Below are 13110 nucleotides of genomic sequence, written 5' to 3'. Positions count from 1 at the left end.
GGGGCGAAGTGGCGTCCGGCGGTACCGGGTCAGCCGCCGGACGGGCTCTTGGGGGCGCCTCCGCCGAAGCCGCCTCCGCCTCCGGCACCACCGCCGCCGAATCCGCCCGCTCCGGCACCGGCGGCGCCCTCGACGAGCTGGGTGGCGTTGTAGCCGCCGCTGGAGTCGGGGGTGCCGACGACGGTCACGCTCTGGCCGGGCTGGAGGTCGGCGACCTTGCCCTGCTTGTTGAGCTGGACCTTGGTCGAGTCCCCCGTCGTCACCTTGATCGTGTTGCCGTTGGCGTCGGTCAGGTACACCGTCGAGCCGTCGACGGCCTTGACGGTGCCGCGCGCGAAGCCGCCCTGGCCACCGCCCTGACCGCCCTGGCCACCCTGCCCCTGGCCGCCCCGGCGCCCGCCGCCCTGAGCGCCACCCTGACCCTGACCGCCCTGTCCGTAGCCGCCCGCCGCCTGGCCGCCCGCCGCGGCGGCCCGAGCCGGCGCCTTGCCACCGGAGGAGGTCCCGCCCTGCCCCTGCTGGTACCAGACCCCGCCCGCGAACGCCCCGGTGGCGATCACGCCACCGGCCAGCACCAGCGACAGCCACGGCAGCTTCCGCCGCGGCGGCGCCGCCAGCTCCGCGCTCACGTCCCGCGCGTCGGGCGCGGTGGCCAGCAGGGCGACCTGTTCGTCGTGCTCCATCGAAGAAGTGCTCCTACTCGTGCCGGAGGGCGTCGATCGGCCGCAGCGAGGCGGCCCGGTTGGCGGGGTAGCTGCCGAAGAACAGTCCGATGGCGACGGCGATGCCGAAGGCGCCCACTACGGACTCGGGGATGACCACCGGCTTGATGCCGACGATGCTGAAGTGCGAGCCGACGATCCCCGCCGCCACGCCCAGCCCGGCCCCGATCACCGACAGCAGGGTGGATTCGGTCAGGAACTGCCCGAGGATGACGGCCCGGGGCGCGCCGAGCGCCTTGCGGATGCCGATCTCGCGCGTCCGCTCGGTGACCGTCACCAGCATGATGTTGGTGATCCCGATCCCGCCGACCAGCAGCGAGATGGCGGCCACCGCGCCGAGCAGCACGGTGAAGGTCTTGGTCGTGCTCTCCCGGGCCGTCAGCAGCGAGGCCTGGTTGGTGATCCGGAAGTCGGCCTTGGTCGGGTCGGTGATCGCGTGCGTCCCGAGCAGTACCCGGGTGATCTCCGACTGCGCGGCCGTGGTCGTGTCGGCGGACGACGCCTGGACCAGGATCTGGTTGACCGCCCCGAAGCCGGTGAAGGCGTTCTGCACGGTCGGCAGCGGCGCGATCACCACGTCGTCCGGGTCGGTGAACCCGCTGCCGCCCTTGGCGGCCAGCACGCCCACCACCGTGAACGGCGTCCCGCCGAGCACGATCTTCTTCCCGACCGGGTCCTCGGCGTCGAACAGCTGCTTGGCCGTCGTGGCGCCGAGCACCGCGACCTTACGCGAGCCGAGCACGTCGTCCTCGGTGAAGTAGTCGCCGTGGGCGACCTTCTGGTTGGAGGTCTCGAAGTACGCGGGGTAGGTGCCCACGACCGAGCCGGGGCTGTACGAGATGTTCCCGTACAGCGCCGTCGCGCTCGTCGTGACCACCGGCGCGACGGACTTGATCGCCGACGAGTCGGTGTCGCTCGCCAGCGCCTTGGCGTCGGCGACCGTCAGCTTCTTCACCGAGGAGGTGGCCCGCGAGCCGCCGGCCGCCGAACCGGCGCTGACGGTGAGGGAGTTGGTGCCGAGCGAGGTGATCGAGTCCTTCACCGCCTGGGAGGAGCCGTTGCCGACCGCCAGCAGCAGGATCACCGAGGCGACACCGATCAGCACCCCGAGCATGGTGAGCGCGGAGCGCACCTTGTTGGCGGCCAGGCCGCCGACCGCGAAGCGGAGCGTCTGCCAGAGGATCACGCCGATACCCCCTGTCGGCGCAGGGCGGGCGGGGGCCCGTCGACCGGCGCCTGCCGGACGTCGCTGACGATCTGCCCGTCGACCAGGCGCAGCACCCGCTTGGCGTGCAGGGCGACCTCGTCCTCGTGGGTGATCAGCACGACGGTGCGGCCGGTGGCGTTGAGCCCGTCGATCAGGCCCAGCACCTCCTCTGTCGAGCGGCTGTCCAGGTTGCCGGTCGGTTCGTCGGCGAGCAGCATCGCGGGCGCCGTGACCAGCGCCCGGGCCACCGCGACGCGCTGCTGCTGGCCGCCGGAGAGCTGGTTGGGCTTGTGCCCGGCCCGCTCGCCGAGGCCGACCAGGGACAGCGCGGCCATCGCCCGTCGTCGGCGCTCCGCCGACCGGACGCCCGCGTAGGCGAGCGGCAGCTCGACCTGGGCGAGGGCGGTGGTGCGCGGCACCAGGTTGAAGGACTGGAAGACGAAGCCGATCTTGCGGTTGCGGACCAGGGCGAGCTGCTGCTCGTCGAGGTGCCCGACGTCGGTGCCGTCCAGCAGGTAGCGGCCGGAGGTGGGGATGTCGAGGCAGCCGAGGATGTTCATCAGGGTGGACTTGCCGGAGCCCGAACTGCCCATCACGGCGACGTAGTCGCCCTGTTCGATGTCCAGGTCGACGCCGGCCGGTTCGTCCGTCCCGGGCCGGGACGGGCCGCGCAGGGCGTGCACGGTGGCGTCGCCGTGCCCGTACGACTTGGTGAGCCGGCTGATCCGGATCACCGGCACGGGTTGCGCGGGGACGCGTTTGTCGATGACGTGCTGCATGCTCAGCCCTTACCGCCGCGGCCGCCGCCACCGGCGCCACCGGCACCGCCGCCGGTACCGCCCGGGATGCCGACCGCGCCGCCGTTGCCGCCCCGGCCACCGCCGCCGCCACCGCCGCCCAGGCCCGGGAAGGAGCCGTTCGGGAAGCCGTTGGTGCCGCTGGTGGTGGGGAGTTGGACCTTGTCGCCCTCCTTGAGACCGGAGGTCACCTGCACGGTGCTGTCGCCCTCGACGCCCACGCCGACGTCGACCCGCTCGGTGGCCCCGCCCTCGTGCACCACCGTGGCGGTCCGCGAGGTGCCGGTGCCGGACAGCGCCGAGGTCGGCAGCGAGAGCGCGTTGTCCGCCTCGCCGGTGATCACCTGGACGGTCGCGCTGAGGCCGGTGCGCAGCGTGCTGGTGTCCCCGCTGAGCTGCAGGGTGGCCGCGTACTGGACGGCGGAGGAGCCGGCCGCGCCGCTGCCGCTGCTCGACGGCAGCGAACTGACGGACAGCACGGTCGCGTTGAGCTTGGTGTCGGACTGGGCGTTCAGCGTGACGGTGGCGGCCTCGCCCTTCTTCAACTTGAGCGAGTCCAGCTCGGAGAAGTTGGCGGTGACCTGCATCCCGGTCGGGTTGGTCAGCACGATGAAGCCGCTGGGCGATCCTGAACTCGCGCTGCTACCCGTGGACTTGGCGGCCGAGGAGGAGGACGCGCCGGAGGCCGTGGCGCCCACCGTGTCCCCGACCTTCGCCGAGACCGAGGCGACCGTGCCGTCCACCGAGGCGGTGAGCGTCGTCCCGGTCAGCGCCGCCTGGGCGTTGGTGAGGGTGGTCTGCGCGGTGGCGACCTGCTGCTGGGCCTGGGCGACGGCCGCGTCGTCGACCTTGGTGGTGGTGATGGTGGTGGTCTGCGGGGCGGGCGTACTGCTCCCGCCCGCCCCGCGACCCCCACCGGAGCCGCTGCCGCCGCTCGCCGGGGGTGTGGCCCCGGGCAGCGGCTCGGTGGTCGTGGTGGTGACGCCTGCCTGCGCCTTGGTGAGGTTGGCGTTCGCCGTGGTGAGCGCGGACTGGGCGGCGTCCACCTGCTGCTGGGCCGCCGTGGTGTCGACCGTCGCCAGCACCTGGCCCTTCTTGACGGCGTCGCCGACCGCGACCTTGACCGCGGTGAGCCGCCCGCCCGTGGCGAAGTCCTGGGCGGCGTCGGTCGGGGAGGCCAGGGTGCCGGTTCCGGACACCGTGGCCAGGACCGTTCCCTTGGTGACGGTCGCGGTACGGGCGACCGGCTTGGCGGCGGCCGTGCCGCCGCTGCCGTCGAGCGTGGCGTACACCAGGGCCGCACCGCCCAGCAGGGCCACGCCGAGCGCGGAGTTGACGAGGACGGCACCGCGCCGCCGTGGGAGCACCTTCATGGCGGACAGCTTCGCCGGGCGCTCTTGCGCTGCCCTGGGCGGCGGCTGGGAGAAGACTGACCGGCCGGATCCGGACATCCCTCCCATATCCACCGGCCCGCGCGGGCGGCTTGGGCGGGGCAAGGGCGATCGTTGGCCGAACTCCCAGCGCTCTCCCAGCAATCCCCGGCCATCCGGGAGGGCTTCCTCAGACGGCCCTCAGAAGACAGCCCTCAGACCGGGCCGGGAGACACGCGCCCCCGCGCCCCGGGACGCCGCAGGGGCGCACCCCGACCGGAGTGCGCCCCTGCGGGCGGGAAGGCGACCGGCCTCAGCCGTCGATCTCCTTGCGGAAGCCCTCCGCCACCGCCAGGAAGATCGAGTTGCCCTCGGTCTCGCCGATCGAGATCCGCACGCCCTCCGGGAACGGCCGGACCATCACCCCGGCCGCCGCGCAGGCCGCCGCGAAGTCCTGCGAGCGCTCGCCGAGCCCGAGCCAGACGAAGTTGGCCTGCGAGTCCGGGACGTCCCAGCCCTGGGCGCGCAGCCCGGCGACGACCCGGGTGCGCTCGGCGACCAGCGCCTCGACCCGCTCCAGCAGCGCCTCCTCGGCGCGCAGCGAGGCGACGGCGGCGTCCTGGGCGAGCTGGCTGACCCCGAACGGGACGGCGGTCTTGCGCAGCGCGTTCGCGACCGGCTCGTGGGCGATCGCGAAGCCGACCCGCAGGCCCGCCAGGCCGTACGCCTTGGAGAAGGTGCGCAGCACGCAGACGTTGGGGCGGTCGCGGTAGAGGTCGATGCCGTTGGGCACCTCGGCGTCGCGGATGAACTCGATGTACGCCTCGTCGACGACGACCAGGACGTCACCGGGGACGGCGTCCAGGAAGCGCTCCAGCTCGGCGCGGTGGATCACGTTGCCGGTGGGGTTGTTGGGGTTGCAGACGAAGACCAGCCGGGTGGCCGGGGTGACGGCGGCGAGCATCGCGTCCAGGTCGTGGTCGCCGTTGTCCTTGAGCGGGACCGGGACGGGCGTGGCGCCGGCGATCTGGGTGATGATCGGGTAGGCCTCGAAGGAGCGCCAGGCGAAGACCACCTCGTCGCCCGGGCCGGCGGTGGCGAGCACCAGCGACTGGGCGACGCCGACCGAGCCGGTGCCGAGGGCGATGTGCTCGGCGGGCACGCCGAAGCGCTCGGCGAGGACGGCGGTCAGCTCGCTGACACCCATGTCCGGGTAGCGGTTGAAGGAGCCGGCCGCCGCGACCGCCGCCTCCAGGACGCCGGGCAGCGGGTCGTTCGGGTTCTCGTTCGAGGACAGCTTGTAGGCGTCGGCGCCGGCCGGCTTGCCGGGCTTGTAGGTGGGGATGCCGTCCAGGCTCGGGCGCAGGCGCGGGCCCGGCGCTGAGGTACCACTGCTCACGGTCGTACTCCTTCGTCTTCTCTGCCGGTCCGCCCGCCCTCGCACGGCCGGGATCGCCGCCGTGCCGCGGTACCTGGCCACGTCCCCGGGAATCCCGGGACGCGCCCGGACCAACCCCGGTCGGGTGCCTTGCACGATACCGACCGCCCTCACCCGTAGGAGTGAGATGCCCGGACGGGTGACAGGCGCAGATCAGCCATTCTGCCCGGTTCCTTTGGCACATGTCAGAGGTAAGACGGCTGGATTCGGGAGGGGATCGAAGGGGTGCACCCCGGCTCACTCATGGAGAAACGTATCTCCAAAGGCTCCCGATGCGCCGGTCACAGACCCTTGTCAGGAGCCATACGATCGGTCCGCCATGACAGCAGCAGCCAACCAGAGCGGTCGGCGTCCCACCACCTCACGGCGTCTGGAGCGGGCCGGCATCCGGGATGTGGCAGCAGCCGCCGGAGTGTCGATCACCACCGTCTCCGATGCGCTGAACGGAAAGGGCCGCCTGCCCGACGAGACCCGCAGCCGGGTGCGCGAGGTCGCCGAGCGCCTCGGCTACCGCCCCTCGGCCGCAGCCCGCACCCTGCGCACCGGACGGTCCGGCCTGATCGGGCTGACCGTCACGACGTACGGCGAAGAACCCTTCACCTTCACCGAGTTCGCCTACTTCGCCGAGATGGCCCGGGCCGCCACCAGCGCCGCCCTCGGCCGCGGCTACGCGCTGGTCGTGCTGCCCGCCTCCTCCCGCCACGACGTCTGGGGCAACATCGCCCTGGACGGCACCGTGGTGATCGACCCGCCCGACCAGGACCCGCTGGTCAGCGAGCTGTACCGGTCCGGCGTGCCGGTGGTCAGCGACGGCAAGCCCGGCAACTGCCCGGTCACCGCCTGGGTCGACAACGACCACGAGGCCGCCGTGCTCGGCATCCTCGACCACCTCTCCGAGGCCGGCGCCCGCCGGATCGGCCTGCTCACCGGCACCAGCACCGACACCTACACCCGGCTCTCCACCGAGGCCTACCTCGGCTGGTGCGCCAAGGTCGGCCAGGAGCCGGTGTACGAGGCCTACCCCGCGCACGACCCGGCCGCCGGCGCCGTCGCCGCCGACCGGCTGCTCGCCCGCCCGGACCGCCCGGACGCGGTGTACGGCCTGTTCGACCCCAACGGCACCGACCTGCTGGCCGCCGCCCGCCGGTACGGCCTGCGGGTCCCGGACGACCTGCTGCTGGTCACCTGCAGCGAGAGCGACGTCTACGCGGCCACCGAACCGCCGATCACCACCCTCTCGCTCAAACCGCGCAAGATCGGCACCACCGTGGTCAACCTCCTCATCGACGCCATCGAGGGGGTCGACTCCGGGACGGGCGTGGACATCGCCCGGCTCTTCCCGCCCCGCTTCCGCACCGCCGGCAACGGCCCGCCCCCCGGCACCCTGATGCCGACCGAACTGATCGTCCGCGCCTCCTCCCAGCGCCGCAGCCCGCGCACCACCGTCAGCCCGCCGCGCCCCCCTGGCGAGGTGTAGCGCAGCGGGCGGGAAGGCGGCGAACAGCCGCCGGTACGCCCACGAAAAACCCACGAGACCCTACCGAGCCGGGGCAAAACGGACCCTGCGGGACCGCCCGGCTGACGCTCCGGAGGATTGGATACCCACCAGGTGACGACGGCGGGAGAGTGGTCTTCCTATGATGGGCGAATGACACCCGAGGACCGCTTCCCCGGACCTGAGCACCCCCACTCAGGCCCCCGCCACCAGCCGGACCTCGACGTGCTGCCGTACGGCACCTACTACGAACCCGAACCCGCCCAGGGCTACCAGGACACCCCGTACGAAGCGGAGACCTACAGCGGCTACGGCGGCGCCCGCTACCTGGAACAGCACTGGCACGACGGCCAGGGGCAGGGCCACACCGTGCACGCCCAGGTCGGCTACGAAGGCGGTTACGAACCCCAGGAGCGCGGCGGCTACGGGCAGCAGGACCACACCGGCTACGAGCCCACCCTGCCCGACCAGCCCTCCCCGGCCCTCCAGCTCGCGGACCAGCTCGGCGACCAGCTGACCGACCAGCTCGGCGACCAGCTCACCGACCGCGACGACCCGCCGACCATCGAGCTCGGCCCGCCGCTGCCCGACCCCTCCGCGCCGACCTACCCGTACCCGGCCCCCGGCCCCGGCGAGCCCCCCGGCCCGGTCTACGTCGTCGGCGACGTGCACGGCTACCTCGAAGAGCTGCGCGCCGAACTCCACCACCAGGGCCTGATCGACGACGGCGGCCACTGGTCCGCCGGCCGCGCCCGGATCTGGTTCCTCGGCGACTTCACCGACCGCGGCCCGGACGGCATCGGCGTCATCGACCTGGTCATGCAGCTCGCCGCGGAGGCCGCCGCGGCCGGCGGCTACTGCCGCGCCCTGATGGGCAATCACGAACTGCTCTTCCTCGGTGCCGCCAAGTACGGCGACGAGCCCGTCCAGTCCACCGCCGGCACCGCCTCCTTCCTCGCCGCCTGGCGGCTCAACGGCGGCCAGCAGAACGACCTGGACCGGCTGGAGGCCCACCACATCAGCTGGCTCTCCCGGCTGCCCGCCATGGGCCTGGAGGACGGCCACCTGCTGCTGCACTCCGACACCACGGCGTACCTGGAGTACGGCGAGTCCATCCCGGACGTCAACGACGCGGTGCACAGCCTGCTCGCCGACGGCGGCGTGGACGAGTGGTGGGACTGCTTCCGCCGCTTCACCAAGCGCTTCGCCTTCCGCGGCGACGCCGGGCCGATGGCCGTCCACGAGCTGCTCGACACCTTCGGCGGCAGCCGGGTCGTGCACGGGCACAGCCCGATCCCGTACCTCACCGGCGCCGTGCACGCGGACGACGGGCAGCCACCGCACATCCCGGGGCCGTACGTGTACGCGGACGACCTGGCGGTGGCGATGGACGGCGGGGTCACCATGGAGGGCCGGCTGCTGGTCGCGCGGCTGCCGATCTGACGCTCAGCCACCCGTCGGCACCACTGGAACAGTTGTTCCCGGCGCTCGCGTCCCCACGCGCGCGCGGGCCGGGGCGCGAAATTCCGGAAACCGACTGTCAGCACGGGCGCACCCGCCCCTACCATGAGGCACACCACACCCGGCCGCCCGTCCGGCGGCCCGCCTCCGCGCCCGCCCCGGCGCCCTGAGGATGTCCCGCGTCCTCGATGCGGTCCCGCGTCCTCGCCGCCGGGCCGGGGGTCCGCATGAACGGGGTCCCCATGTCCAACCCCCCGCCGCTGCTAGCCGAGGACCGCCCGGAGTACGAGCGCCTCCTCGCCGAAGCCCTGCGCGACCGCACCGTCCTCACCGCCCTGCGCGCCCCCGGCGCACTCGGCACCGACCAGCTCCGCGCCCTCGCCCTGCGCGACGCCGACGCCGTCAACACCGCCGCCGCCACCGAGTACGCCCACTACACCGCGCTGCGCGAGACCCTGCGGGCCACGCCCCCGCCGCCGGCCGACGTCGAACCGTACGCCCCCGGCCTGCTCAGCCAGCTGCGCTCCGCCGACGGCGGCGCCGGGCTGTTCCCCGTCCTCACCGTGCTCACCCCGATCCTCGCCTGGGCCGCCGCCCTCGTCCTGCTGCTGGTCGGCTACCTGATGCGCGCCGCCGACTCCGGCCTCGCGCTCGCCCGCGCGATGGTCACCGCCGGCTGGGTGGCGCTCGCCGCCGGGGTCGCCGCCATGGCCGTCGGTGTCATAGGCCTGCTGCTCACCGCCCTACGGGACGGCGCCGCCGCCGTCCCGGCCGGCACCGACCCCGAGCTGGCCGCCGAACTCGGCGCCGCCCGCGCGGAGTGGCGCACCGCCCTGCGCGAACGCGGCCTGCTGCCCTACCTCCACGGCCACCTGCCCGCCGTCGCCGGCCGCCCGGCCCCCGGCTACACCAGCCCGGACTTCACCAGTCCGGACTTCACCGGCCCCGACGACACCGGCCCCGACGCCGCCGGCGCGGAACCCACCCGCCCCGACTTCACCCGCCCCGACTTCTCCAGCCCCGGCTACAGCCCGCCGGCCTTCACCAGCCCCGGCCCCGACGGCATCACCGACCCCCAGGGCCGCAGCCCCCGCCCGGCCGCCTTCACCCCGCCCGACTTCACCGGCCCGGGTTACACCCCGCCGGACTTCACCGGCCCGGACGAGGTCGGCTGACCACGCCCGGAAGCCCGTCGGCAGCCGCGCCGGGCGCCCTACCTCCCTGCCGCGGCGGCCACCTCGGCCGCCGCCCGGACGAACGCGCGCACGCGCTCGGTGGTGTTGCCCGGGAGCCAGACCGGGCCGCGTTCGATCGGCGGGGCGTCGTGGATGGGGACGTAGGCGAGGTCGGGGCGCGGGTAGTAGCGGCGGCAGTGCTCGCCGACCGGCAGGACGCCCCGGCCCAGGGCGACCAGGCTGAGCATCTCGGAGAAGGTACTGCCCGACGGGCCCTTGGGCACGGCACGGCCGGACGGCGTGCGGTCGGGGGTGCGGTCCCGCTTGAAGCCGACCGAGGTGACGGCCGGGTACTGCACCACCGGGTGGTCCCCGAGGACTTCGAGCGACACCGAGGCCTCGGCGGCCAACGGGTGCCCGGCCGGCACCGCCAGGAGCCGCCGCTCGCTGAGCAGGACCGGACCGACGGCCATGCCGCCGAAGGGGTAGGAGGCCAGCAGGATGTCGATCGAGCCGTCCTCCAGGCTGGCCCGGGAGTTGGAGAGCTGCACCTCCCGCACGTCCACCCGGCACTCGGGGTGCCGCTCGCCGAACAGCGCCACCGCCCTGAACAGCACCGGCGCCGTCCACTCGCCCAGGAACGCGACCCTCAGCCCACCCGTCACCCCGCGCCCGGCGTCCACCGCCCGGCGCACCGCCTCCTCCATCGCGGCCACCACCGGGGCGAGGTCCGCGGCCAGTTGCCGCCCGACCGGGGTGAGCCGGACGGACCGGCTGGAGCGGTCGAACAACGGCACGCCGATCCGGCGTTCCAGCGCCTTGACCACCTGGCTGACCCGCCCGGTGCTGAGCCGCAGCCGCTCGGCGGTCCGCCCGAAGTGCAGCTCCTCGGTCAGGGCGAGGAAGACCTCGGTCTCCAGCCGTTCCAGCATGCCGCCCCACCCCTTCGACCCGGCATCGTTTAACCGGGCTCAACGATCGTACGGTGATCCGCCATTGATGACCGCCCCGGGCCGGAGGATCGTTGACCCCGTCACCGCACGAGAACCCACACCACCGGAGCCGATCACCATGCGCGTCGTCGCCCTCGACCACCTGGTCCTCAACGTCGCCGACATCGAGCGGTCGCTCGCCTTCTACACCGGCCTGCTCGGCCTGGCGCCCGTCCGGGTCGACGAATGGCGCGCCGGGAAGGTCTCCTTCCCCTCCGTCCGGGTCAGCGGCGAGACGATCATCGACCTCTTCCACCGCCCCCGCCACGAGTCCAACGTCGACCACATCTGCCTCACCGTCGAGCCCCTCGACTGGCAGGAGGTCGTCGACTCCGGCGTCTTCACCGTCCTCGACGGCCCCGGCCCCCGCTACGGCGCCCGCGGCACCGCCACCTCCCTCTACGTCCAGGACCCGGACGGCAACACCGTCGAACTCCGCTGGTACCCGCAGGACACCACCGGCTGAAAGAGCAGGGTGCCGCCCCGGACCCTCGGGGGAGGACCGGGTCGGCACCCGCAGTACGCCTCAGGACCGCTCGTCCGGACCGTTGGTCCCGGGCCGCTCGTCCGGGCGCTCGTCCGGGCGCTCGTCCGGGCGCTCGTCCGGGCGCTCGTCCGGGCCGCTCAGACGACCTTCAGATGGGGCAGCCAGTCCACCTGCACGATGACGCACACCACGCCCCCGGACCCGTCGAGGCCCAGCCACACCGGGTGGGTGCCGTCGCTGTCGGTGGCGAACGCGAGCAGGTCCGCGCCCGACTCCTCGTCCACGGTGCGCAGGAAGAACCCGGAGCCGGAGTCGAGGTCCTCACCGGCCTCGTCGTCCCGGTCCACCAGGGCGCGCCGGAACCGCTTCTGGAGGACCGGCCAGGCCCCGGCGTCCGCGAAGCACCCCGTCGCGCCGTCCGTGCTGAACCCGTACGCCTCGCCGTCCCGCAGCAGCCTGAGGTCGTGCCCCTCCCCGAGGGCCATCGTCCAGGAGTCGACGGGTCCGTCGCCCACCCGCAGCCGGAGCGCTGGTGTCTCAGTGCGCTCGACCCAGGCACCCTCGAACTCGCAGTGGTACCCGAACCCGATCGTCGCCACCTCCGTCGGGTAGCTGCCGGGCGGCACCTCGACCGTGATGTCCGGCCGCCCGGTGTCGAGCGGATCGGCCACCGCCAGCCGGCCGCTGGGGACCCGCAGGCGTGGGCCGTCCTTCGGCTCCAGCACCACCATGTTCTCCCGGTGATCGCTGGTGGTGAGCCGGGTGCCGGGCACGAACAGGGCGGGGAGGTCCCCCGGCCCGCCCGGGCGCGGCGGGAGCCACGGCTCCGCCGGGGCTGCGGACACCGGCTCCGTGAGCGGCGCCGCGGTGGGCCGGACCGTGCCGTCGAGCCCCCACCGGTCGGCCGAGAGGAGCGGCCAGTCGTCGAAGTCCGGCCGCCGGAGCCAGCGTTCCTCCTCGGAGGCACTCGGCACGGTCACCGTCCTGGGCCCGGCGTCCCCTCGGGGCCGGTGCGACACCCGGCCCCGTCCGCCCGGGAACAGCTCGACCGCCATCCGGTCGGCGACCCGGTCGAACTCCGGTGCCTCCGGGCCCGAGTAGCCCCAGCGCTCGTGGTACCTCCGCAGCAGCCGGCCCTCCTCCAGCAGCCGCAGCTCCAGGTGCTCCACCCGTCGCCCGTGCTCGTCGTACACCCACACACCCGCGTAGTGGTCCCGCCACGACACCAGGCGCACTTCGAGCGGCACCGAACGCCCCGCGCTCCGGTACACCACGACGTACGGCAGGCCCGCCGCGTCCCGGGCCCGCGCCTCCTGCGGCCGCAACGCGCCCACCGCGGCACCCGCCGCGAAGTCCCACCCCTCGGCATGGCCCAACTCGACCACCGGACCGCTCACCCGCACGCCTCCTCGCTCATCGGTCCGAGCAAGGTACCGGAGCCCGCCGACAGCCCGGTTCAGTGCAGCAGTTCCGCGGCCGGGGTGTGGTTCCCGGTCGCTGAGGCGCCGGCCATCGCGGCGGCCGCCGTCGCCGGGGCGGTGCCGGGCGGCACCACCAGCAGCAGGAAGTGGTCCTGGAAGCCCCGGGTGATGCTGATCGTCGCGTCGCTGCCGGGGAACCAGTTGATCTTGACGGTCAGGCCGTTCGCCGCGACCGACCTGGGCACGCCGTCCCAGGCCGAGGTGTCGAGGCCGACCCGGACGATCCGTCCGAAGTGGGCGCCGAGTGCGGTGATCAGGTCCGGCAGTTCGGCGAGGACACGGTCCGAACGGGGCCACCAGGCCCCGTCGAAGACGCCGTCCCGCGTCATCGTCGGCTCCAGTTCCAGCCGCGGGAGCAACGGGACGCCCGGGACCGGCCACGGCCCGGAGGCGAACGAGCTGGGGAGAGGAATCGGCATCATACGGAGCCGCCCGTCCGGTCCACGCGGGACCCATCACCACCCAGGGCGACGTCGGCGCTGCTG

12 protein-coding genes are annotated in these 13110 nt (G+C 73.8%); 4 read left to right on the top strand and 8 right to left on the bottom strand.

All coding sequences use genetic code 11. From position 1 onward, the window contains the following. Positions 1 to 29 precede the first annotated feature (29 nt). From ACFC1T_RS25060 to hisC, 5 genes are all read right to left on the bottom strand, one after another. Complete coding sequence (locus ACFC1T_RS25060; protein ID WP_375891942.1) at positions 30 to 683, bottom strand: hypothetical protein; 654 nt, start codon at positions 681 to 683, stop codon at positions 30 to 32. Positions 684 to 696: 13 nt separating this feature from the next. Then, positions 697 to 1908 (bottom strand): ABC transporter permease, encoded by a 1212-nt coding sequence (locus ACFC1T_RS25055; RefSeq protein ID WP_375891940.1) that lies wholly within the window; start codon positions 1906 to 1908, stop codon positions 697 to 699. After that, the gene (locus tag ACFC1T_RS25050; protein WP_375891938.1) at positions 1905 to 2708 is read right to left on the bottom strand and encodes an ABC transporter ATP-binding protein; all 804 of its coding nucleotides are present in this window, start codon (positions 2706 to 2708) and stop codon (positions 1905 to 1907) included. Before ACFC1T_RS25050 ends, ACFC1T_RS25055 begins: the two co-directional genes overlap by 4 nt. Before the next feature lie 2 nt (positions 2709 to 2710). Beyond that, on the bottom strand, positions 2711 to 4099 hold the full coding sequence (locus ACFC1T_RS25045; RefSeq protein WP_375891936.1) for an efflux RND transporter periplasmic adaptor subunit: 1389 nt from the start codon (positions 4097 to 4099) through the stop codon (positions 2711 to 2713). Positions 4100 to 4409: 310 nt separating this feature from the next. Beyond that, entirely contained in the window at positions 4410 to 5495 is a 1086-nt protein-coding gene (gene hisC / locus ACFC1T_RS25040) for a histidinol-phosphate transaminase (RefSeq protein ID WP_375891934.1), read from the bottom strand. A gap of 358 nt (positions 5496 to 5853) precedes the next feature. On the opposite strand from hisC, the gene ACFC1T_RS25035 reads away from it, so the two are divergent. From ACFC1T_RS25035 to ACFC1T_RS25025, 3 genes are all read left to right on the top strand, one after another. After that, entirely contained in the window at positions 5854 to 7011 is a 1158-nt protein-coding gene (locus tag ACFC1T_RS25035) for a LacI family DNA-binding transcriptional regulator (protein ID WP_360243017.1), read from the top strand. 171 nt (positions 7012 to 7182) lie between these two features. Beyond that, entirely contained in the window at positions 7183 to 8472 is a 1290-nt protein-coding gene (locus ACFC1T_RS25030) for a metallophosphoesterase (protein WP_375891932.1), read from the top strand. Positions 8473 to 8732: 260 nt separating this feature from the next. Next, positions 8733 to 9665, top strand: a complete 933-nt coding sequence (locus ACFC1T_RS25025; RefSeq protein ID WP_375891930.1) for a hypothetical protein — start codon at positions 8733 to 8735, stop codon at positions 9663 to 9665. A 38-nt stretch (positions 9666 to 9703) separates the two neighbouring features. Here ACFC1T_RS25025 and ACFC1T_RS25020 read toward each other — a convergent pair whose 3' ends face one another. Continuing rightward, on the bottom strand, positions 9704 to 10597 hold the full coding sequence (locus tag ACFC1T_RS25020) for a LysR family transcriptional regulator (RefSeq protein ID WP_375891929.1): 894 nt from the start codon (positions 10595 to 10597) through the stop codon (positions 9704 to 9706). Positions 10598 to 10736: 139 nt separating this feature from the next. On the opposite strand from ACFC1T_RS25020, the gene ACFC1T_RS25015 reads away from it, so the two are divergent. Further along, positions 10737 to 11123 (top strand): VOC family protein, encoded by a 387-nt coding sequence (locus tag ACFC1T_RS25015; protein ID WP_375891928.1) that lies wholly within the window; start codon positions 10737 to 10739, stop codon positions 11121 to 11123. Between the two features lie 158 nt (positions 11124 to 11281). Here ACFC1T_RS25015 and ACFC1T_RS25010 read toward each other — a convergent pair whose 3' ends face one another. Both ACFC1T_RS25010 and ACFC1T_RS25005 read right to left on the bottom strand, forming a co-directional pair. Next, positions 11282 to 12541: a DUF4241 domain-containing protein gene (locus ACFC1T_RS25010; RefSeq protein WP_375891926.1), complete on the bottom strand. Its 1260-nt coding sequence runs from the start codon at positions 12539 to 12541 to the stop codon at positions 11282 to 11284. A 59-nt stretch (positions 12542 to 12600) separates the two neighbouring features. Further along, positions 12601 to 13044 (bottom strand): DUF5994 family protein, encoded by a 444-nt coding sequence (locus tag ACFC1T_RS25005; RefSeq protein WP_375891924.1) that lies wholly within the window; start codon positions 13042 to 13044, stop codon positions 12601 to 12603. Positions 13045 to 13110: the final 66 nt, after the last annotated feature.

Source organism: Kitasatospora sp. NPDC056076 (genome assembly GCF_042266305.1).
In the GTDB taxonomy this organism is placed as follows: Bacteria; Actinomycetota; Actinomycetes; order Streptomycetales; family Streptomycetaceae; genus Kitasatospora.
The sequence above is the reverse complement of the archived record's forward strand: the minus strand, read 5'-3'. Positions and strand labels throughout refer to the sequence as shown.

Bases quoted from the DNA above. Each gene is read 5' to 3' on its own strand.
- ACFC1T_RS25060 (WP_375891942.1), bottom strand. From the start codon at position 683: ATGGAGCACGACGAACAGGTCGCCCTGCTGGCCACCGCGCCCGACGCG.
- ACFC1T_RS25050 (WP_375891938.1), bottom strand. From the start codon at position 2,708: ATGCAGCACGTCATCGACAAACGCGTCCCCGCGCAACCCGTGCCGGTG.
- ACFC1T_RS25045 (WP_375891936.1), bottom strand. From the start codon at position 4,099: ATGAAGGTGCTCCCACGGCGGCGCGGTGCCGTCCTCGTCAACTCCGCG.
- ACFC1T_RS25035 (WP_360243017.1), top strand. From the start codon at position 5,854: ATGACAGCAGCAGCCAACCAGAGCGGTCGGCGTCCCACCACCTCACGG.
- ACFC1T_RS25030 (WP_375891932.1), top strand. From the start codon at position 7,183: ATGACACCCGAGGACCGCTTCCCCGGACCTGAGCACCCCCACTCAGGC.
- ACFC1T_RS25025 (WP_375891930.1), top strand. From the start codon at position 8,733: ATGTCCAACCCCCCGCCGCTGCTAGCCGAGGACCGCCCGGAGTACGAG.
- ACFC1T_RS25020 (WP_375891929.1), bottom strand. From the start codon at position 10,597: ATGCTGGAACGGCTGGAGACCGAGGTCTTCCTCGCCCTGACCGAGGAG.
- ACFC1T_RS25015 (WP_375891928.1), top strand. From the start codon at position 10,737: ATGCGCGTCGTCGCCCTCGACCACCTGGTCCTCAACGTCGCCGACATC.
- ACFC1T_RS25005 (WP_375891924.1), bottom strand. From the start codon at position 13,044: ATGCCGATTCCTCTCCCCAGCTCGTTCGCCTCCGGGCCGTGGCCGGTC.